Below are 22374 nucleotides of genomic sequence, written 5' to 3'. Positions count from 1 at the left end.
ATCAGCACGACCGAACGGCAATCGACTTGGAGAAAATTGCGCGTCACACGCCGTCGAGGATGATCACCGTCGGCGTCGTCGGCAGCGCGTCCCGCGACATCCGGAAGGAGCGCTCGCTGCGCCGGTCGATCTCGAACTGCCGGCCGATGAGGTGCATGAACTCGTCGAGCGGGGTGGCGAAGCGATGCATCGGCAGCACCACAGAGGCGCGCAGCCGCTTGGTGATCTCGGAGACGCCGTCGAGCGACATGGTGTAGGTGCCGTCGATCGGCACCATCACGATGTCGAGCCGCCCGATCTGGGCGAAATGGGTTTCGTCGAGCTTGTGGTGGAGATGGCCGAGATGGCCGATGCAGAGGCCGGCGACCTCGAAGATGAAGATCGAATTGCCGTCGCGGATCATGTCGGTGCCGGAATCGTCACCAAAATAGCGGCGGATGTCGGTCGTGACGTTGCGGACGAAGGTGTCGCCGATGCGCTCCGATACGATGGCCGGCTTGCCGTCCTCACCCCAGCCATGCAGCACATGGGGAATGCGCTTGTCGGGAAATAAAGAGTAGTGGGTGCTGTGCGCCCGGTTCATGGTGACGACATCGGGCAGACGTCCGACCTGGTAGGCGCCGCTGTAGTCGGTCGCGATGCGCAGGCCGCCGGGCGTGTCGATGAAATAGGTGGAATGGCCGGCATAGGTGATCTGGACTTCAGCCGAGCCTGCGGCCTGCCGGAAGGCGGCCGGCATCGCGCGGGGCATGGCGTTTGCCATCGCCAGGCATTCGCTCCGCTGAGGTGGCTGCTGAGCGAGAGCAGGAGAGAGGAATGCGCCGAACAGCGCCAGAGCCGCTGAAACCAGTCGCCGCATGAATCCGTCCCCGATGACTTCGGAAGAAGTCTAGCGTGCAATGCAGCGCGTGGCCAATAGGCCGCGATCAACAGCGCGTCAGTGTCGCAGCCTCACTCTCGCCGCGGGCTGAATTTCCAGGTGATGGCGATGAGGCCCGCGGTGATCAGGCCGCTGATGAGGCCGGCAATGGGAAGGGCGAGCAGCAGCGCTGCGCTGGCGGCCCAGCCGATCGAGGAGAAGGCTTCGGCGAAGGTCGCGAGCCGCGACGAGGTCTGGCGGCGGCGGAATTGGCTGCGCCGGGCCTGCACCCGGAACCAGAGCTGGATCGCAGTCGCGGACGCCGCGCTGATGATGACAGCACCGGCACTGACCGCGGCCTGGAACGGCGAGGCAAAAGCGAGTGCTGCGACCAGCGGGCAGAAGATGGCGGCGATGGCGATCAGCACCACCTCGATCTTGGCGCGGATGACGCTGGACGGCGTCAGCGGCGCGGTCGCGACCAGATCGGGCGCGTCCTCGCCCGAGATCGTCAGCCATGCGAGCCCGCCCGCGAGCTGTCCCGCCGCCATCACGATGACGGGTGTGATCAGCGTCAGCGCTGCGGAGCTGTCGGCAAAGTTGCGCCAAAGCAGCAGCGCCGGCGGCACCAAATAGAGCAGCTGCATCAGCGTCTGCGAGATCAGCCAGGGATCGCGCCAGAGCAGCGAAAATTCCTTGCGCCGCAGCGCTTGTTGCCGCGATCCGCCGCGGAACGGGCGCTGCTTCGCGGCCTTGCTGCCGGAGGCGCCGTAAGCGGCGGCATCGATTGCGGTATCGGCAAAGCGGTGCGAGAAGACCGCCATCACGCTGCCGAGCAGCACGAGCCCGAGCGCGAGGAGCAGCAGCAGCGCCTCGCTGTCGCCCATGGCCGCCCGCGCCGGCCACCACCAGATGCTGTCGACGTCGGGCGCGTAGGCGGCGAAGCTGCCCGAGGTCAGGATGGTGAAGCGCGACAGCGTGCCATAGGACATGATCGCGGCGACCTGGAGCGCGATCACGAAGCCGGCGCCGATCATCGCGGCGAGGACCTGGGCGACGAAGCGCGTGCGCGCCGGGCCGATCAGGCGGAACAGCAGGATGGTGATGGTGATGGCGATCGCGATCGCCGCGGCCGAGAGGCCCATGGCGATGACGACGCCGAATGCCGCAAGCCAGCGCGCGCCGCCGCCGATCACCAGCACGTCGATGAACGGCGTCGAGAACAGCAGCGCCATCACGGTGACGGCCAGTGCGATCGCGGCGATGCGCACCGAGAACAGATTGGCCAGCATCGCGGGCGAGGACATGATCAGGTCGAGATCGGCGCGGGCATAAAACACCCGCGTCACCGATTCGATCGCCTGCGACAGCATCAGCGTCCAGGTGAGAAAGATCGTCGCCGAGATCACGATCAGGGAGGATTTGTCGAGCGGCAGCTGCAGGTCGGCGAAGCGGCCGATCACCGCCCAGGCCGGCACGTGCAGCAGTGCCGCGAAGAACAGCAGGCCGATCATTGCGGCGCGGGCCCGCTTGCGCCGGCCGCCGGTCATCATGGCGAACCATTCGCGCCAGGCGAGCCGGAGCTCGTGGCGGGCAAACCAGGACAGTGCGGTTGCCGAGCTCATGCGGCTTCCGGAAGCGTCACCAGCGCGATGAAGAGATCTTCCAGGCTGGTGTCGGCATGGCCGTTCTGCTGGCGCAGCTCGGTCAGCGTGCCCTCGGCGACCAGACGGCCCGAGGCGATCACGCCGATGCGGTCGGCCATGCGTTCGGCCACCTCGAGAATATGCGTGGTCATGATGACCGTGCAGCCGGCGCGGACGCGCTCGCTCAGCAGCCCCTTCACGTGGCGGGCGGAAACGGCATCGAGGCCGGTCAGCGGTTCGTCGAGGATGATGAGGCGGGGATCGTGCACCAGGGCGCCGGCGAGAGCGACCTTCTGGCGCATGCCCTTGGAAAAGCCTTCGCAGCGTTCGTGCCGGTGCGGCTCGAGCCCGAGCGAGGTCAGTAGGTCCTGCGCGACCGGTTCCGAGACCGACGGCGCGATGCCCCAGAGCCCGGCGACGAATTCGAGGTACTCAAGCGGCGTCAGCTTGTCGTAGATCATGGGCTCGTCGGAGACCCACGCCATCACCTGCTTGGCGGCGACGGGATTTGCGAGCGCATCGATGCCGAAGATCGAGACCGCGCCGGCATCGGGCCGCAACAGGCCCGCGACCATGCGCAAAGTGGTGGTCTTGCCGGCGCCGTTGGGACCGACCAGCGCATAGAATTCGCCGGCGTGAATGGTGAGATCGAGGCTGTCGGCCGCCAGACGGTCAAAACGCTTCGTTAACCCCAGGACTTCCAGCGCCGATCTGTCCGGCTTCATGACGGCCATACCATCCGGTTTTGCATCGCTCGCGACCATGATCCCAAGATGTTTCGGCACCGTGAATCTACGGCCCACAAATTCCGCCATCCGGTTGCTACTAATGGCAAGTCACCGTTTGTTGACAGCGCTGGACGGTTCAGGCTGAATTGGCGTCGGGACAAATGGCGCTAACGCGGCGAAACGACCGCGTAGCGACTGGACACAAGATGCAGCAAGGCGGTCGCGAAGAACCGCTGTTGTATCGGGAGGTTGCGCGACGATGCTGGATTTCGTTCAGCAGCTGGTCAGCGGTGTTGCGCTCGGCTGCGTCTACGGCCTGATCGCGCTCGGCTTCGTGCTCGTCTACAAGGCCACCGAGGTCGTCAATTTCGCCCAGGGCGATTTGATGATGCTGGGCGGCTTCTTCGCCTTCACCTTCATCGGCATGATGGGACTGAACTACTGGATCGGCTTTGCCGGTGCGGTGGCTGCCATGGCGTTGTTCGGCATGCTGGCCGAGCGCGTGGTGGTGCGGCCGATCCTTGGCTATCCGCAATTCTCCATCATCATGGCCACCATCGGCCTCGGCTATTTCCTGCGCTCGGTCGCCGGGATGATCTGGGGCACCGACGATCTGAAGATCGAGACGCCGTTCAGCCACGGCGTGCTGCGCGTCGGCTCGCTGGTGCTGGCCTATGACAAGCTCTCGGTGATCGCCGCGACGATGATCCTGTGCGCGCTGCTCTGGCTGTTCTTCAACAAGACCACGCTCGGCACCGCGATGCGCGCCAGTTCCGAGAATATGCTGGCGGCCTATTACATGGGCATCCCGGTCAAGCGCGTGGTGTCGGTCGTCTGGGCGATCAGCGCGGCGGTCGCGACCTGCGCCGGCGTGCTGCTCGCGCCGATCACGTTCATCCACTCCAATGTCGGCCTCGTGCTCGGCCTCAAGGCGTTTCCCGCCGCAGTCCTCGGCGGCTTCGGCTCGATCCCGGGCGCGGTCGTCGGCGGCGTGCTGATCGGCGTGATCGAGAGCATGGCCGGCTTCTATCTGGCGGAGGGCTGGAAGGACGTCGCGCCCTACCTCGTGCTGCTCGCCGTACTACTCTTGAAGCCTGAAGGCCTGTTCGGCCTCCACGTCCGCAAGAAGGTCTGAACACCATGCGCTTCCTGTTCAAGACCGACTATGAGGACGACATCAAGCTGTTCCCGCATTCGGGCTACGTCGTCTCCTACGGCATCCTGCTCGCGCTGCTGCTGATCGCGCCCTATGTGCTCTCCAGCTATCTGATGAGCCAGCTCGTCTTCGTCTGCATCTACGCGACGGTCGGCGTCGGCCTTCTGATCCTGACCGGCTTTACCGGGCAAGCCTCGCTCGGCCACGCGGCGTTCCTCGCGATCGGCGCTTACACGGCGGCATACTTGCAGAAATATAACGTGCCGTTTCCGGTCTATTTCCTCGCTGCCGGTGTCCTGACCGGGTTGATCGGTGCGATGGTCGGCTTTCCCGCCCTGCGCCTGACCGGCATCTACCTCGTCATCGCCACCATCTCCTTTGCCCTGATCGTCGAGGAGATCCTGGCGCGCTGGGAGAGCGTCACCAACGGCAACGAGGGCATGCGGGTCAAGACATTGTCGCTGCTCGGCGTCACCGTCCCGCGCGACAGCCCGACCTTCTATTTCCTCTGTCTGGCCGTGCTGGTCTTGACCATCGTCGGCACGCTCAATCTCTTGCGCTCGCCCACGGGGCGCGCGTTCGTCGCGATCCGCGACAGCGAGACCGCGGCGCGCAGCATGGGCGTCAACGTCGCGCTGTACAAGGTGAAGTCCTTTGCGATCTCGGCGGCGATCACCGGCTTTGCCGGCGTGCTGTTCGCGCACAAGCTCTCCTTCATCTCGCCGGAGATGTTCACGCTCCAGCTCTCGATCGAGTTCATCATCGTGATCCTGATCGGCGGCACCTTCAGCCTGCACGGCGCAGTGCTGGGCGCGATCTTCATCGTGATGATCGACCCGTTCCTGACCTATCTGAAGGACGATTTGCCCGGCATCATCGCCGGCATTGCCGCGACGTTCGGGGCAGGCTCGGCGACTGCGGGCAATATCCAGTCGAAAGTCGCGGCGTTCGCCTCGCTCAACGGGCTGAAGGGCGCGATCTACGGCATCATCATCGTGCTGTTCGTGCTGTTCGAGCCGCTCGGGCTCTACGGCCGCTGGCTCAAGATCAAGCTCTTCTTTCAGCTGTTTCCGCTCTACAAGCGCGCCACCTTCAAGCGGCAGAAGATCTACGTGAAGTCGGAGCGCAACCGATGAGCTATTTTCGCGCGGAGAACCTGTCGCTGCATTTCGGAGGGCTGAAGGCGGTCGATGCGGTATCCTTCGCGGTCGAGAAGGGCGAGATCCTCTCGATCATCGGGCCGAACGGTGCCGGCAAGAGCTCGATCTTCAACCTGATCTCGCGGATCTACCGGCCGACCACGGGCCGTATCTTCTTCGAAGACCAGGACATCACGGAGCAGCCGCCCTACGACATCGCCAGGCTCGGCATCGCGCGCACCTTCCAGAACATCGAGTTGTTCGAGAACGCGACCGTGCTCTCCAACCTCCTGGTCGGCCGCCACCGTCACTCGACCACCCGGCTCTGGCAGGAACTGCTGTTCCTGCCCAGCGTGCGGGCGAACGAGAAGGTGCATCGCCGCAGGGTCGAGCAGGTGATCGAGTTCCTCGATCTTGAGCCCTATCGCGACAAGCTGATCTCCGGCCTGCCCTACGGCGTGCGCAAGGTGATCGAGCTGGCACGCGCGCTGTGCTCGGAGCCGAAACTGATCCTGCTCGACGAGCCGTCCTCCGGCCTGAATGTTGAGGAGACCGGCGACATGTCTTTCTGGATCCGCGACATGAAGAACGAGCTCGGCGTCACCGTGCTGATGGTCGAACACGACATGTCGCTGGTCAACCGCGTCTCCGATCGCGTCATCGCGCTGAACTACGGCCGGGTGCTGGCGATGGGCTCGCCCGCCGAGGTGCAGCAGCATCCCGATGTCGTCGCCGCGTATCTGGGAGCCTGACGCATGGACGCCGCCGTCACGCCCGACATTATCCTGAAACTCTCCAACATCGAGAGCTATTACGGGCCGATCATGGCGATCCGCGGCATCTCGCTGGAGGTGCCGCGCGGCCGCATCGTCACCCTGCTCGGCGCCAACGGCGCCGGCAAGAGCACGGTGCTGAAGACGATCTCGGGCATTCTGGATCCGCAGAAGGGCACGATCGAATTCATGGGCAGGTCGATCCAGCGCATGGAGGCGGACCGGATCGTGCGGCTCGGCCTCAGTCATGTGCCGGAGGGGCGCGAGGTGTTCCCGTTCCTCTCGGTGCGCGAGAACCTGATGATGGGGGCGTATCCGCGCCGGGATCGTGATGGCGTCGCGGAGGATCTGGAGCGCGTCTACGGCTATTTCCCGCGTCTGAAGGAGCGCATCAACCAGCCGGCCGGCCAGCTTTCCGGCGGTGAGCAGCAGATGCTCGCGATCGGGCGCGCGCTGATGAACCGGCCGACCTTGCTGTTGCTCGACGAGCCCTCGCTCGGCCTGTCGCCGCTGCTGGTGAAGGAGATTTTCACCATCATCCGCCGCGTCAACGAGGAGCAGGGCATGTCGATCCTGCTGGTCGAGCAGAACGCCAAGGTGGCGCTGGAGACGGCGCATTACGGCTACGTGCTGGAGATCGGCCGCGTCGTGATGAACGACACCTGCGACCGCTTGATGCATTCCCAGGACATCCAGGAATTCTACCTTGGCGCCAAGGAGGCGGGCGCGCGAGGCGAGCGGCGCTGGAAAAAGAAGAAGACCTGGCGCTGAAGATTTGGCGCCGAAGACTTGGCGCTAGGGGAAGGCGTTAAATGGATTGGCCCATCCGCAACGACAGACCGCCGGCAAGGCAGGCAGCGGAGGGGAAAGCGACAAGGAGGAGACGCGCATGGCCCGACCGGCGGTGCTGACGGTCGCTGATACGATCGCGAAGAGCTTCTTGCGCGCCGCCGAGACGCGGGGCGACAGGCCGGCTATCCGCGAGAAGAAATTCGGCATCTGGCAGCCGACCAGCTGGCGCGAGTGGCTGGAGATCTCGAAGGAGATCGCCTACGCGCTTCGCGCCTCCGGCTTTCTGCCCGGCGACGTCGCCTCCGTCATCGCCAATGCCGTGCCGGAATGGGTTCATGCCGACATGGGGATTTTGTGCGCCGGCGGTGTTTCCTCTGGAATCTATCCGACCGATGCATCGTCCCAGGTCGAATATCTGGTCAACGATTCCCGGACCAAGGTGATCTTCGCCGAGGACGAGGAGCAGCTCGACAAGGTGCTCGCCTGCCGCGCGCGCTGTCCGTCCCTGCAAAAGATCATCGTGTTCGACATGGAGGGCCTCAGCGGCTTCTTCGACGACATGGTGATGTCGCTCGACGAGTTCCGTGCGCTCGGCCGCAACCACATGGTCGGCCGTGAGGCGTTGTGGCGGGACATGATCGACAGCCGCAGCGCGGACGACCTTGTCATCCTCGTCTACACCTCGGGCACCACCGGTCCGCCCAAGGGCGTGATGCATGCCAACCGCAGCGTCACGCACCAGATGCGGCACGCCAACGATTTCATCTCGGCGCGGGAGGACGAAGACCGGCTGATCTTCCTTCCGCTCTGCCACGTCGCCGAGCGGGTCGCTGGCTACTACATCTCGGTCGCACTCGGCTCGGTGATGAATTTCGCCGAGAGCCCGGAGACGGTGCCGGACAATCTGCGCGAGGTGCAGCCGACCGTCTTCTTTGCGGTGCCTCGCATCTGGGAGAAGTTCTATTCCGCGATCACCATCGCGCTGAAGGACGCGACGCCGCTGCAGCAATGGGTCTATCGCCGCGCCATCAAGATCGGCTATCGCATGGTCGATTGCCGGATCGAGGGCAGGGCGCCGCCGCTCTCGCTGCGCATCGCCAACGGCATCGCCTACCGGCTCGCGTTCCGCAACATCCGCCGCATGATCGGGCTCGACCGCTGCCGCATCGCGTTCACCGGCGCTGCGCCGATCGCACCGGAGTTGATCCGCTGGTATCTCGCGCTCGGCATCGACATGCACGAGGTCTATGGCCAGACCGAGAATTGCGGCGTCGCGACCATGATGCCGGCGGAACGCATCAAGTTCGGCTCGGTCGGCACCGCCGTGTCCTGGGGCGAGGTCGCGCTGTCGCCCGATGGCGAGATTCTGATCAAGGGCGACTTCCTGTTCATGGGCTATCTGAATCAGCCCGAGAAGACTGCCGAGACCATCGACCATCGCGGCTGGCTGCACACCGGCGACGTCGGCACCATCGACAACGAAGGCTTTGTCCGCATCACCGACCGGATGAAGGACATCATCATCACCTCCGGCGGAAAGAACGTCACGCCGTCCGAGATCGAGAACCAGCTCAAATTCTCGCCCTACATCTCGGATGCCGTGGTGATCGGCGACAAGCGGCCTTATCTCACCTGCCTCGTGATGATCGACCAGGAGAATGTCGAGAAGTTCGCCCAGGACCACGACATCCCCTTTACCAATTATGCGAGCCTGTGCCGCGCGGCGGAGATCCAGGACCTGATCTGGCGCGAGATCGAAGGCGTCAACGGAAATTTCGCCCGCGTCGAGACCATCAAGAGATTTTACCTGATCGAGCGCCAGTTGACCCCGGAGGACGAGGAGCTGACGCCGACCATGAAGCTGAAGCGCGGCTTCGTGAACAAGCGCTACGCTGCCGAGATCGAGGCGATGTATCGCCAGCGCGCGGTGGCGTGACGAGCCTGCCAGTTCGAGAAAGCGAAGGAGCTGTGGCCCCCGCCCTTCGCACCATACGGGCCCAAAGGAGAGGAGACGTCAATGTCGAAATCGTTCAGCACGCTCGGCCTTGCTGTGAGCGCCGTGGTGCTCACCTGTCTGCCGGCCGCGGCGCAAACCAAGGTCACCAACGAGGGCATCTCGGCATCCGAGATCGTCGTCGGCACCCATCAGGACCTGTCGGGGCCGATCAAGGGCTGGGGCGTCCCGGTCTCCAACGGCATGAAGATGGCGGTCGAGGAGATCAACGCGGCGGGCGGTGTCCAGGGCCGCAAGATCAAGCTGGTCGTCGAGGACTCGGGCTACGATCCGAAGAAAGCGGTGCTGGCTTCGCAAAAGCTGATCGAGCGCGACAAGATTTTCGCGATGGTGGGACCAATGGGATCGCCGACCGTGCTCGCTGCGCAGGATATCTTGCTCGACGCCGGCGTGCTTCAGCTCTTCCCGCTGACGGCGGCCGAGTTCACCTTCAAGTTCGATCCGGCCAAGCCGCAGGAGCGGCTGAAGTTCAACAACCTCCTGCCCTATGTCGAGAGCACGCGCGCAGCGCTCAAATACATGATAGAGGCAAAGAATTTCAAGAAGCCGTGCATCCTGCATCAGGACGACGAGTACGGCAAAAACGTGCTCGACGGCTTCAACCAGCAGCTCACCGCCATGAAGCTGCAGCCGGCCTCGATCACGAGCTACAAGCGCGGCGCCTCCGATTTCAGCGCGCAGGTCGCCAAGATGAAGTCTGACGGCTGCGACCTCGTCGTGCTCGGCGCGGTCCTCCGTGAGCCGATCGGCACGATGGGTGAAGCGAAGAAGCTCGGATGGGACGTCACCTTCCTCGGTGCCACGCCCGTTAACGTGCTCGAAGTGCCGGCGCTCGGCAAGGAAGTGGTGGAAGGCTTGTACTCCGCCTCGAACTTCGAAATTCCCTACGAAGACACCGCGAAGGGAAAGGTGAAGGACTGGCTCGTCAATTACAAGAAGATGTTCAACGCCGACGCCAACACCCAGGCGATCATCGGCTACAATGCGGTGATGACGTTCGCGCATTATGCCAACAAGGTTGGCAAGGATCTCACTGGCCAGAAGATGCTCGACGCGCTGGAGTCCGGCGACAAGTTCCAGGATATCTTTAATTCGCCGCCGACGGTGTTCTCGAAGACCAACCATCTCGCCACCACCGTCACCCAGGTGCAGCAGGTGAAGAACGGCCGCTGGGTGCTGGTGAAGGACAATCTGATGTTTTGATGCTTCTTCGCCTCTCCCGGCGTGCGGGGAGAGGCCGCAGCGCATCGAAGATGCGATGCGGGTGAGGGGGAGTCTCCGCGAGTCCAGCTCTCACCGTGATTGCCGAGGCAGCCCCTCACCCCAACCCTCTCCCCGTAAGAACGGGGAGAGGGAGGGGACACAGCTACGATCCCCCGCCCGCCGTCCCCGAATTCACCGGCGCCAGTTCGTCCTCGCGGCAGCGCCAGCCGTCGGCGGCTTTCACGAAAGCAAACGTCCGCTGGATTCTCAGGCGGCGCGTGACGTTGAAGGCTTCGCCGGATCGCTCCTTGCTGCCGAGGCCGGGCTGCGGACGGCCCGTCCTGGGGTCCCAGCAGGTGCCGGTGCAGGTGGAAGCGACCTTGCTGCACATGGTGAAGGGCGCCAGCACGACCATCTCGATTTCGCCCGTGACCTGCGCCTCCTGGTCGGTCACCTGGCTGTCGAGCGCGTAGACGCGGTTGATGCGGAGGAAATTGCCGCACGAATTGGCGGCGTGAATCCGCGCGGCGCAGAAATCGACGGCATCGGTGTCGGGCGAGCGGGCCGCGACCTGCCGGCCGAACACTTTCTTCGGATCGCCCTTGGCGGCGGCGATCTCCTCGGTCTTGCGCTTCAGATGCTCGGCGAGACAATCTTCCGCGGACGAAAGCTCGGCAAGCGGCACGTTCTCCTTGCCGACGAGATTGCACTTGCGATCGCGCTCTCTCGTCCATCGGCCGTATTCGGCGAAGGCAAAGCGGGCCGCGGTCGGGTCCAGCCTGCCGATCAGGCCCAGCATCTGGCTGTTGAGCTCGGTTTCGGTGAGCGCCAGCGACGGGTCCGCGCAGATCAGCGCGCCCGCGGCCGTGTTGGCCGCGAGACAGTCGAAATCGGGATCACGCACGATTGCGGCGCGCTCTTCGGTGACCTTGAGAAGGCACGCCTTCACGCGGTCGAAATCGTCGGCGCGGATCGCGGTCTGGCCAACGATGCCGCAGCCGAGGTTGCGCTGTCGGATCCAGATCGCATTTTCCTCGATCGCGGGCAGGCGATCGGGCAGGCGGGCGAGCCGCGCCTCGATCGCCGTGCCGAGCTTCTCGGCGGCGGCGGCCAGCTCTGCGTCACCGCAGATCAATTGATTGCCGGGATCGCGGATCTGCTGGCAGTTGTTTCGGGCAAACAGCGGCAGCCTGTCGGCGATGGAGCGGTCGGACGGGTCCGATTGCGCGGAGCCTGGTGCCGCCGGCAATACCAGCAGCGCAAGCACAGACAGCACGATGAACCGCATTCCAGTCGCCCCCGCAAAGGCGCCATGCTAGCGCCCCGGATCGCGCGGCGAAACGGCTTTGTGGCGTGACGGTTTACGCGAGACCCGTAGCCCGGATGGAGCCAACGGGTCGGCGCAAAGCGCCGCCCGATGACAGGCTCCGCGTAATCCGGGGCGGGTGCTAGTGGTTAGGGTGCGTACTCATAAAGTCGGTTGCTGCGAGTCGGCCACCTGATGTCTGCTTCTCCCCCAAACGGCGGCGCGGGAGCGGACATCACGGCACTTCGCCTTCGGGCCAAAAGCGGAAGAACATAAACCAGCTGGTCATTGGCCGAGCTGCCGCGGAACCTGCGAAACCTTGCCCTGCGGCACCATGGTCCCGCACTATCCGAGAATGCAGGTCGATCTGAACGCGCGTTTCGTCTAAACTTGCAGCAGGGTCACTTTGGGAAGAGACCCCAGATCCGTACGTCTCCTGAGAACGTCTCGAACGCTCAAACCAGACCCTCTCAACGGCGAGAACAGGTCCATGAGCAAACCTCGCTTGCGAGATATTTCGCAGAAATCCGACACTTCCCAGTTGCCGATCGGCGAGTGTCCCGATGCGGAAATGACGCGCGTACTCAAGACGAAGCCCGTTCAAATGGCATCATCGTCCTGCGGCGCGATCACATTTTGGAAGCATGATCCGCTGCACGACGTCGTCAAGCCCATGGACGATCACGTCATCATGACGTTCCCCGCCGGGTCGGTGCGGTTCGAGCGCCGTAACGGGAAAGCATTTGTGAATGGAATGACGCGTCCCGGGACCGTGACAGTCATTCCGGCCGGTTCGAGCTCGCGATGGGACATTTACCAACCTCTGAATGTCGTTCAGCTCTACCTGCCGCACGCAACGCTCCAGCGCGTTGCCCACGAAGCCGACGTGGCCGCTCCTGGTGATCTCGTGGAGCGAACGGTCCATCCCGACCCCGTTACATCCCGATTGCTCCTGAGTGCTGCGGATGTGCTGGAAGGCAGCGCGGCCTTGGATGCCCTGTTCAGGCATCAGATGACTGATCTTCTGGCGACGCGCCTGCTGGTTGCCCACGCAGGTTCGCCTGTAACGGTCCAGCCGGTCACCGGCGGGTTGTCGCCCAAGGTGCTGTGTCGCGCCATCGAACGCTTGCGTTCGGACAGCAATGCGGACGTCTCGCTCGCGGCGCTGGCATCCGATGCCGGCCTTTCGCGCTTCCATTTCTGCCGCGCCTTCAAGGGAAGCACCGGGCTGTCGCCGTATGCCTGGCTACGCCAGCACCAGCTCGAGCAGGCCATGAACATGCTGCGCGACACCGACGACTCGATCGTGTCGATCGCAGCCGCGCTTGGTTATTCCTCGCAGACCGCCTTCGCTGCGGCATTCAGGAAGCTGACCGGCGAGACCCCGAGCGGTTGGCGGCGACGCACGCGGTGAACATCTTCTTCGTCAGTGCGCCTCGGGCGCGGCCATCGACAACCGCACGGGTTCGTCGACATATTTCATCACGGCGGACTGGTAGAGCACGAACAGCGGCTGGTAGGTCTGGGCCGCGTCGTCCTCGACCATCGCCATGCGGCGGTTGTCGAGCATCAGCCAGTGGCCGTCGAGCTTTGCGGCGGCAACCGCATGCTCCTCGCCGGCCCTGACGTCGCGCACCACGACGATGCGGAGGTCCTCATTGGCAACGCCGGCGAGCCGCAGCGCGGCTAGCTTGGCGATGGCATAGTCTTCGCAATCGCCAGCGCCCCGCGCGAAGGTCGCGAGCGGCGAGCTCCAGACGTCGTCGGCGCCGTCATTGGCGGCCCGGATGGCAAGATTGATGGCGCGATTGGTCTCGCCCAGCTTCGCGCGGCCGTCACGGCTGCGGGCCTGGTCGACGATGGTGATCAGTTTGAGCGCCGCCGGCGATGCGCAATTGTCCCGGTCGCCGTCGCACAGCGCGAGCTGCACCATGTCGTCGTCGAGCTTCTGCTTCAGCGCGAACCATTTCTGCTGGAGGCTGCCGGACGAGATGGCGAAGGCGAACACGCCGAACGGCTCGGCGGATTTGCGCACGAGGACGCCGGCTCCAGGCGACAGCAGCGTGCCGGCGCGGAGCTCGGCGGCCGATCCAAGCAGGATCAATCCGCACAGCACAATGACAGCGCGCCAAGCGCGCGAGCGAGCAGCGGTCTCCATCTGACATCCCCTTCCAGCTTCGCCAGGTCCCCCTCGACCTGGTCGTGCCGGGCTTTGTTGCTTTCGCGGAGATAGTGCGAGACGGGCCGTTTTGTTCTGCTTAATGCGCCCGGCAGGGCTCCCAAAACCGTGGGACAGGCTGAAACGGGCCTGTGCAAATTGCGTAAAATTTTACGATTCGCCGGCTAGTACCCGGAATCAGAGCTGAGTGATACGGCGGCCTTTGAAACGGCGTTGACGGACCTTTTTCTTGGTCCAGACGAAGGGCTCGGCTCTGTCGTTGTATGCGTTGACGTAGGCATCGATGTGTTCCTGAAGCTGCTTGAGGCTCGTGAAGGAGGTGCCGCTGAGCGACTGCCCCTGCAAGATGGAAAACCATACTTCGACCTGATTGAGCCATGGCGCACTTGTCGGCGTGAAATGAAATTGCACGTTGGGGTGGGCCTTGAGCCAGTCCTCGTTCTTTTTATGGGTGTTGAGGTTGTCGAGGATGACGTGAAGCTTGCGGTTCGGAAAAGTCGCGGTGACGCTGTTCATGAAATCGAGAAACTCGACGCGGCGCCGGCGTTTTGAATGGGTCGCGATGATCTTTCCGGTGGCGACTTCGAGCGCCGCAAACAATGTTGTGGTGCCATGCCGCTTGTAATCGTGGCTTTGGCCGGTCAAGGCGCGGCCATTGGGCAACTTCAGATAACCCTGCGCTCGCTCCAAAGCCTGGATCGAGGGCTTCTCGTCCACGCACAGCACAATGGCCTTCGCCGGCGGCGCGACATAGAGGCCGACAACATCGGCGGCTTTGGCCGTAAAGTTCGGGTCGTTGCTCTCGCACCAGGACTTGCGAGCCACCAGGTCAATCTTGTGGCTGCGCAGGAACCGCCAGACATATTGGACATCGACATCGCCCAGCGCCTCGGCCAGCAGGGGGCCGGTCCAGCGCGCAAACCCTTGCGGTGGCGGCTTATCCAGCAGCTTCAGAATCCGCTTGTCGGTCGTCTTCGTATAGATCGGCTGCTTGCCAGGCCGCGGCTTGTCTTGCAGCCCTTCAAGGCCATGGTCGGCATAGCGATGCCGCCAAAGGCTGACAATCCGCGGCTGGACCCCAACTTCCTTGGCGATCGACCGGGTGCTGCGCCCATCCGCCGCCAACAGAACTATCCGCGCCCGCTTCAAATCGCGCTGCAACGTCACCGGTGAGCGACAGCACGCCTCAAGCACCTTGCGATCTTTCCTCGAAAGGTGGACTTCTCTTGCTTCGGGTATCATCCCGACCTTGAATCACGACTCACGTTCCAAGAAAAGTGGGTACTAGGAGGGCTCCGTCGCCGCGAAATGGAACCAATTGCGGGCTGAAGCTGCGGGAGGGCTGATTCTACCGCTTATGGCTAACAGCCCGCTATTTCACGGGTTCTGTTAGTTGGGTCACAGATTCTGCCCCGTATTTGCCGCAGGATGCTGCGGGGAACTACGAACAAAAGATGACACAAGTATCCGTCGTTCGATAGGGGCGACTGATTACTTTGGATGACTGGGAATGCGTGAAAATAAGCCGAAAACCGACCTCGGAATATTTAAAGAATTACTTCGACTTCTCTGTGAAGGCGCCGCTATTGGAGACTCCTCCAGCCAAGTGATGGGAATCACACAAGCAATAGATGGTTTCGCTAAGGACTTGGTAATGCTATTCAAGCTTAGGCGGTCGTTACTTACTTAGATTTTAACTCTTTTTGCGGTGCCCCCCCGGTTGAATTACGCTGGCAAATTTGACGCCACGATTCCCCTTGATGGCGAGGGTTCCCGCTCGGCCGCGGACGTTCATGTCGATTCCTTTGCGGCCAAGACTTTTATCGCCAAGCCTTTTGTCGCGAAGGCGCACGGTCACGTGCCCGACGGCACGTTCGTTGTTCCCGATGCTAACCTGATCTTCAATGGCGAGTTCAAGCGCGCAGGTCTCGACCTCGTGCTGTCCCACGAGGGGCATGAGTTCGTCGTTCACGATTATTTCAAGGGCGACAAGCGCGCAGCGATCGCCTCGCCCGATGGCGCCCATCTCACCGGCGACGTCGTCAACGCGCTCACGGGCCATGTGCAGGTTGCGCAGGCCGCGCCCGGCATCGCCGCCGCGCAGGTCATCGGCCACGTCACAAAACTCTCTGGCAGCGCGACCGCGGTTCGCAACGGCGTCTCGGTCACGCTGAACAACGGCGACAATGTCGAGAAGGGCGATGTGGTCTCGACCGGCGCGGATTCGACGCTCGGCATCACCTTCATCGACGGCACCGTGTTCGGCCTGTCCTCCAATGCGCGGATGGTGCTGAACGAGATGGTCTACGACCCCAACGGGTCGAGCAATTCCTCGCTGCTGAGCCTGGTTGCGGGCACCATCACCTTCGTCGCGGGCGAGACCGCCAAGCACGGCGACATGAAGATCGACACGCCGGTCGCCACCATGGGCATCCGCGGTACGGCGGTTCTGACCCAGATCAACTTCGTCGTTCCTGCCGGCGGCGGCGATCCGCAGCCGCAGGCGAGCTTCCAGGTGCTGGTCGAGCCGAACGGCACGACGGGCTCCTACATCCTGTTCGACAAGGTCACGCTGCTGCCGATCGCGACGGTCAACCAGGCCGGCCAGATGATCCAGATCAGCGGCGGCAATGTCTCGATCACCAACGGGCTGCTGTCGCCGGACGTGCAGAAGCTGATCACGGACGTGTTCACGCTGAAGTTCACCGACAACAACACCAACACCAAGCTGACCACGAACTTCACCGACACGATCACGCAGACCAGCGACGGCCTGGTGATCAAGACGCCGGCCGGCTACATCGCGACCGCGCTCTTCACCAACCTCGGTCAGCAGGGACCGCAGGGGCCCAGCGATCACACGACGCCTTTCAACCGTTACCCCGGCAAGCCTCTGTCTCAAAGCCTTGATCTCAACGGCAATGTGAAGACGGCGTTCGCGCTGACCGAGCGCGCGGGCACGACCGGCGACACCACGCATTCCGACACGATCTCCGGCCGCATCACCTTCGTCGACCAGAACCTGGGCGACAGGCCGACGGTGAGCGTGAGTCTCGCCGATGCGCCGAACTACGTCTACAAGAGCGCCGGCCAGGACGTCACCGGCACGCTCTCTGCACTTCAGAAGCAGGACATCGCGGCGACGCAGATCCAGATCAGCGTCGTCGCCGACGGCGCCAACAACAACAACGGCTCGGCGGTCTGGACCTACACGATCCCCGACCACGTCTTCGACTTCCTCGCGGCCGGCGAAACGCTGACGCTGACCTATATGGTCCGCGTCGACAACAATTTCTCGGTCAGCCCCGAGACCACCGTCATCCCGATCACGATCACGATCACCGGCACCAACGACAAGCCGGTGATCACCACCAGCGTTCCGGTCATCACCTTCGAAGGCGGCACCAGCGTGCCGGGTGGCCCGCTCACCAGCGATGTGCCGACGACGGGCACGCTGAACTTCGACCACGTCGATCTCACCGATAAGCATACGGTGTCGGTGGCGCTGACCAGCGCGACCCTGCCTGACGGCACCGTTCCGCCGGGCCCGCTCGCGGCGTTCCAGAGCGCGATGTCGGTCGCGATCGCGGCGGGCGCCGACAGCACCGGGGACGGCACCGGCACCATCAACTGGTCGCTGGCCGATCTGCCGGTCTATCTCGCCGACTTCATACCGAAGGGTGAGGTGCTGACGCTGGTCTACACCGTGACGCTGACGGATTCGCACGGCGCCACCTCGCAGCAGACCATCACCGTCACCATCACCGGCACCGACGCGCCCGCGGTGGTGTGGATCGCGACCGACAAGGCCGGCGCTCCCCCCGGCGGCTTCTGGAAGGACGCGGCGAACTGGGCAACCGGCACGGTCCCGACCATCAATGACGACGTCATCGTCATCACCGATCAGCTGCACGGCCTGACGCCGTCCTATCCGGTGACGATCGACACCGCGGCCTACGCCAAGTCGCTGACGATGAACGATTTCGGTGGCCCGCCGCCGAAGGTGATCGTCCAGAGCTCGCTGACGATATCAGGCGCGCTCAACATGGGCGCCGATTCGATCCTCACGACCGCCGCGACCGGAACGATGTCGGTCGGCGGCAAGGCCGAGATTCTGGGCACGAGCGTGCTCACCAACGCCGGCTATCTGACGCTCGCGGGCGGCGGCGATTTCGCCAGCGGCACCAAGATCACCAATTCCGGCACGATCGAGCTGTCCGGCGGCACGCTGAAGACGCTCGCCACGATCCACAATGCCGGCGGCTTGCTGAGGGCCGATGCCGGCTCGACGCTGATCGTCGACACCGCGACGGTCGATGGCGGCACCGTCAGCATTTTGGGCACGCTGGAGCTCGACGGCACCAGCCTGATCGAGAGCGGCACGCTGAACAATTCCGGCACAGTCAACGTCAAGGGCACGGTCGAGTTCGCCCACGAGACCGTGTCCAACACCGCGACCGGTGTGATCGAGGTGCTGGCCAACGGCTGGCTGACGATCCATCAGGGCTCCAGCGTTACCAATGCCGGCCAGATCACGGTCGACGCCAGCGGCAAGCTGATCGTCAGCAATGCGACCATCGGCGGAGCTGGTGCGGTGATCGACACTGGTGGCGGTGATGACGAGGGGGGCCCCGTCCTCAACGCCGGCATTCGCGGCGCCGGCACGATTACCAACAACGGTGAGATTGATCTGACCGGCGATGCCGTCCTGAGCGGCGGCATTGTGAAAAACAATACCGTCCTCAAGGTGAGCGGTGCGCGCAATGCGCTCAGCGATGAGACCGTCACCAATGCCGGTATCATCGAAGTGCTCGCCAACGGCGCGCTCGCGATCGAGCAGGGCTCGACCGTCGACAATTCAGCCGGCAATGTCATCGTCGACAGCAATGCGGTCCTGACGCTGGACGATGCCACGATCAGCGGCGGCGCCATCAAGGGCGCCGGCACGATCGACGTCACCGGTGCCAGCAAGATCGACAGCGCCGCCACGCTCAGCGTCAGTGCGGTGACGGTCGAGAGCGGCGTCACGCTGACGCTGGACAACGCGACCGTTTTGGGCACCGCGATCGTCAATCACGGCACTGTCAATGTCGATGCGAGCAAGACGCTGACGTTGAACGGTGCGAGCCTGGCCGGTGGCACGCTCACCATCGCCGGCACGCTGGAATCGACCGGCGCGAGCGCCATCGACAACGCCGACGTCGGCAACACCGGCACGATCTCGGTCACCAGCGGCGCGCTGACGATCGATCCCGGCATCCTTCACGCCATCACCAATCACGGTCTGATCGAGGCAGTGACCGGCGGCACGCTGAAGCTCACGACCGCCACGATCGCCAACGCCGGCGGCATGATCTCGGTCGACGCCGCGTCAAAGCTCTATCTGACCGACGTCTCGATCAACGGCGGCAACCTGAGCAATGCCGGCAATCTCTACAGCGTCGCCGGCCTCAACACGATCACGGGCGGCGTCACCAACACCGGCACCATCGAAGTCCAGAGCGGCACGCTCAACCTGTCCGGCGGCATCACCGGCGCCGGCACGCTGATCATCGACGATGACACGACGCTGGAGCTCGGTGGTGCGGACGCGCAGACCGTCACCTTCGCCGGCGGCACCAATACGCTCGAGATCGACAAGACGAGCCATGCCTTTACCGGCACTATCGCCGGTCAGGCGACGACCGGCGGCACCTTCACGGTCACCGGCGGTGCCGACATCAAGTCGGGCAAGGGCGACGCGCTCGACTTCACCGCTTCGGGCGGGACGATCGATAATCGCGGCAACATCGTGCTGACCCCGAGCGGTGCGCTGACCGGCGCGACCAACGGCATTGTCGTCACCCAGAACGGCATCGGCGACATCTCGCTGACGACATCAGGCGGCGTCACTGGCCAGAACGGCAACGGCATCGTGCTGCACGACGGTGCGAGCGGTGCGGGCGATATCACGGCGACCATCGGCGGCGGCGTTTCCGGCGCGGTCGGTCTCGACATCGTCTCCCATGGCAACGGCGCAGTCACCGTCACCAACAACGGGCACATCACCGGCAAGACCTCGTTCGGCATCAATGTAGACCAGGACGATGCGGGCGCGGCCGGCTCGACGCACATCACCAATACCGGCTCCGTGGTCGGCGCCGATGGTTTTGCTGCGATCTCGATCCAGGAGAATGCCACCGGCACGGCGACAATCGACAATTCGGGCACCATCGGGCCAGCCGATGCCGGCAGCGTGACCTCATCGACCTATGCGATCGTCGAGACTGACGGCGAGATCACGATTAATAACACCGGCCACATCAACGGCAACATCTCGGTCGCCACCGCCACGTTCAATAACAACGCAGGCGGCACCTGGACGGTCGCCGGCAGCGGCGTGTTCGGCGATGCGTCGTCGATCGTCAACCACGGCGACATCGATCTGCACGGGGCCTCGATTTCCGGGGCAGATCTGACCATCGAAAATTATGGCGACATCGACAGCTGGGGCACTGCGTCGATCACGGGCGACATCGCCAACACCAGCACCGGCTCGATCGAGGTTCACACCGGGACGCTGACGCTGTTTGGCTCGCTGTCGGGCTCGGCCACGGGCGCGGTCGTCGTCGATGCCGGGGCGACGCTCGAGGTCAAGGGTGCGGTATCGCAAACGATCACGCTTGCCGGTGACGGCGCCGAGCTGGAGATCGATACGAAGGATTTCGGCGGCTCGATCGCGGAGCTGTCCGCGAACGACAAGATCGACCTGACGATGATCAAGTGGGGGCCTGACACCAGCGCGGTTTATGTCCCGGATGCCGACCACCCCGCGAGCGGCGGCGTGCTGACGGTCACCGGCGACGATGGCAAGAGCATCAGCCTGACCCTGGTCGGAGACTATCGCGACGCGCACTTCGCGGGCAGTGATGAGGGTGGCCACACGCTGATCACGATCCATGCGGACGACGATGCGCCGACATTCACCACCACGGATGTGGCGCAGCTGACCGCAAGCTTCTCCGAGCAGCCCGATACCACCGCGTCCTCGACGATCGACCCGTCGCCGGCCGCGACCGGCTCGATCGACTTCAAGGACATCGACCTGACCGACCGGCCGACGGTGACGAAGGTCGACCAGGACGTAACCTGGCTCGACGGCGCCACCGACCTTACTGCGTCGCTCACGCCCGACGAGACCGCCGCGTTGAAGAACGCGCTGACGTATCAGCTGACCGGCAAGAACAACGGTACCGTCACCTGGCACTATTCGATCGCCGACAACGCGCTCGATTTCCTCGGCCAGGACCAGACGGCGAAGGTCGTGTCTACCATCACGCTCGATGATGGCCGGGGCGAGACCACGACGACCGACGTCACCATCACGATCACCGGCAAGAACGACGCGCCGACGCTCGACAGCGCGACGCTGGCCGCCGTCGCCGGCAACGACAGCGATCCGGCTGGCAGCAAGATCCGCGATCTCTTCACGAACAAGTTCCATGACGCCGACACTGGCGCGACCTTCAAGGCCATCGCGGTGACGTCGGACGCCGCGACCGCCGACCAGGGCGTCTGGCAGTACAAGGTTGGCGGCTGCTGGGTCGATGTCGACTCGGTCGGTGATGCGAATGCGCTCGTGCTGAGCTCCGCTACGCTGATCCGGTTCGTGCCTGCCGACGGATTCAGCGGCGAGCCTGGCGCGCTGGGCGTCCACGCTCTCGACGACACCTATACAGGCGCCATCACCACCGCTGGCTCGACGGCGACGATCGATCTCACGGCGACGGGCACCGGCGGCACCGCGTCGATCTCGCACGACATCACCACCATCGGCACGAGCGTGACGCCTGCCATCGGCCCAGTCATCAATACCGAGAGCTTCCACGTCGAGCACATCCGCGAGAACAGCAACGATATCATCACCGATCTGGTGGTCACCGATACCGATTCTGGCGCGGCGACGGACATTTTCACCGTCACGGTGTCGACCTCGCATCCGGATACCAGCAGCGTCAGTGCATATCCGACGACGGGCTCGCTCGAGCAGATCAACACCGGCCTCGCAGAAGGTGCCGGCATCACCTACGACCCGACAGGCGCCAGCACCGAGCAGTATCCGCAGCCGCCCGCGACGGACAAGATCACGGTGACCGTTGCCGACTCGACCGGCCATTCCGACATCGTGAACTTCATCTTCGTCGAGGGCGCCAACAGCCAGGGCATCCGTCTGGAGGGCACCGACGGCAAGGACGTGATCTTCGCCACCGAGTCGAGCGACACGCTTATCGGCGGCGGCGCCAAGGACCAGTTCGTGTTCGCGCCGACGTCGTCGCAGTCCACGGTCCAGCACAGCGTCGACGATTTCGAGATTGGCCTCGACAAGATCGACCTGCGGCAGTTCGGCAGCATCAGCTCGCTGGACGATGTCAATATCGCTCCGCAATCGGGCGGCGCCCAGATCACGCTGGACAACCACGAGACGATCCTGCTGAAGAACGTGATCGCGGCAAATCTGAAGGCCAGCGATTTCATCTTCCACATCACCTGATCGCCGCCCGGGCCTCCTGGCGGCCGGCTCGCAGCTTGACCGCGGCAAA

The 22374-nt window shown here is 63.8% G+C and carries 14 protein-coding genes; 8 read left to right on the top strand and 6 right to left on the bottom strand.

Features of this window, described 5'->3' with window-relative positions:
- Positions 1 to 43: 43 nt before the first annotated feature.
- From J4G43_RS48105 to J4G43_RS48095, 3 genes are all read right to left on the bottom strand, one after another.
- Positions 44 to 859, bottom strand: a complete 816-nt coding sequence (locus J4G43_RS48105; RefSeq protein ID WP_208089060.1) for an MBL fold metallo-hydrolase — start codon at positions 857 to 859, stop codon at positions 44 to 46.
- Between the two features lie 92 nt (positions 860 to 951).
- A complete protein-coding gene (locus J4G43_RS48100; RefSeq protein WP_208089059.1) occupies positions 952 to 2484 on the bottom strand; it encodes a permease in 1533 nt (510 codons plus the stop codon).
- Complete coding sequence (locus J4G43_RS48095) at positions 2481 to 3230, bottom strand: ABC transporter ATP-binding protein (protein WP_208089590.1); 750 nt, start codon at positions 3228 to 3230, stop codon at positions 2481 to 2483. Before J4G43_RS48095 ends, J4G43_RS48100 begins: the two co-directional genes overlap by 4 nt.
- Before the next feature lie 262 nt (positions 3231 to 3492).
- Between J4G43_RS48095 and J4G43_RS48090 the strand changes: the two genes are divergently transcribed.
- From J4G43_RS48090 to J4G43_RS48065, 6 genes are all read left to right on the top strand, one after another.
- A complete protein-coding gene (locus tag J4G43_RS48090; protein ID WP_014498442.1) occupies positions 3493 to 4368 on the top strand; it encodes a branched-chain amino acid ABC transporter permease in 876 nt (291 codons plus the stop codon).
- A 5-nt stretch (positions 4369 to 4373) separates the two neighbouring features.
- Complete coding sequence (locus J4G43_RS48085) at positions 4374 to 5525, top strand: branched-chain amino acid ABC transporter permease (protein WP_208089058.1); 1152 nt, start codon at positions 4374 to 4376, stop codon at positions 5523 to 5525.
- The gene (locus tag J4G43_RS48080) at positions 5522 to 6280 is read left to right on the top strand and encodes an ABC transporter ATP-binding protein (RefSeq protein WP_063980810.1); all 759 of its coding nucleotides are present in this window, start codon (positions 5522 to 5524) and stop codon (positions 6278 to 6280) included. The genes J4G43_RS48085 and J4G43_RS48080 overlap by 4 nt, the downstream gene beginning before the upstream one ends.
- A gap of 3 nt (positions 6281 to 6283) precedes the next feature.
- Positions 6284 to 7072 (top strand): ABC transporter ATP-binding protein, encoded by a 789-nt coding sequence (locus J4G43_RS48075; protein WP_208089057.1) that lies wholly within the window; start codon positions 6284 to 6286, stop codon positions 7070 to 7072.
- 118 nt (positions 7073 to 7190) lie between these two features.
- Entirely contained in the window at positions 7191 to 9029 is a 1839-nt protein-coding gene (locus tag J4G43_RS48070) for an AMP-dependent synthetase/ligase (RefSeq protein ID WP_208089056.1), read from the top strand.
- 81 nt (positions 9030 to 9110) lie between these two features.
- The gene (locus J4G43_RS48065) at positions 9111 to 10310 is read left to right on the top strand and encodes an ABC transporter substrate-binding protein (protein WP_208089055.1); all 1200 of its coding nucleotides are present in this window, start codon (positions 9111 to 9113) and stop codon (positions 10308 to 10310) included.
- 163 nt (positions 10311 to 10473) lie between these two features.
- On the opposite strand, the gene J4G43_RS48060 is transcribed toward J4G43_RS48065, so the two are convergent.
- Entirely contained in the window at positions 10474 to 11598 is a 1125-nt protein-coding gene (locus tag J4G43_RS48060; RefSeq protein ID WP_208089054.1) for a lysozyme inhibitor LprI family protein, read from the bottom strand.
- Positions 11599 to 12106: 508 nt separating this feature from the next.
- Between J4G43_RS48060 and J4G43_RS48055 the strand changes: the two genes are divergently transcribed.
- On the top strand, positions 12107 to 13030 hold the full coding sequence (locus tag J4G43_RS48055; protein ID WP_208089053.1) for a helix-turn-helix domain-containing protein: 924 nt from the start codon (positions 12107 to 12109) through the stop codon (positions 13028 to 13030).
- A 12-nt stretch (positions 13031 to 13042) separates the two neighbouring features.
- Here the strand turns inward: J4G43_RS48055 and J4G43_RS48050 are convergent, their stop codons facing one another.
- Entirely contained in the window at positions 13043 to 13774 is a 732-nt protein-coding gene (locus tag J4G43_RS48050; RefSeq protein ID WP_208089052.1) for a transglutaminase-like cysteine peptidase, read from the bottom strand.
- Positions 13775 to 13972: 198 nt separating this feature from the next.
- Positions 13973 to 15037 carry an IS630-like element ISRj1 family transposase gene (locus J4G43_RS48045; protein ID WP_039156390.1) on the bottom strand — a complete coding sequence of 355 codons (1065 nt, stop codon included), beginning with the start codon at positions 15035 to 15037 and terminating at the stop codon, positions 13973 to 13975.
- 478 nt (positions 15038 to 15515) lie between these two features.
- Here J4G43_RS48045 and J4G43_RS48040 point away from each other — a divergent pair, with 478 nt between their 5' ends.
- Positions 15516 to 22325, top strand: coding sequence for a FecR domain-containing protein (locus J4G43_RS48040; RefSeq protein WP_208089051.1), 6810 nt, complete (start codon positions 15516 to 15518; stop codon positions 22323 to 22325).
- Positions 22326 to 22374 lie beyond the last annotated feature (49 nt).

It is taken from the genome of Bradyrhizobium barranii subsp. barranii, from assembly GCF_017565645.3.
Lineage (GTDB): Bacteria > Pseudomonadota > Alphaproteobacteria > Rhizobiales > Xanthobacteraceae > Bradyrhizobium > Bradyrhizobium barranii.
Note: the sequence above shows the minus strand (reverse complement) of the source record. Positions and strands in the feature narration are given on the sequence as shown.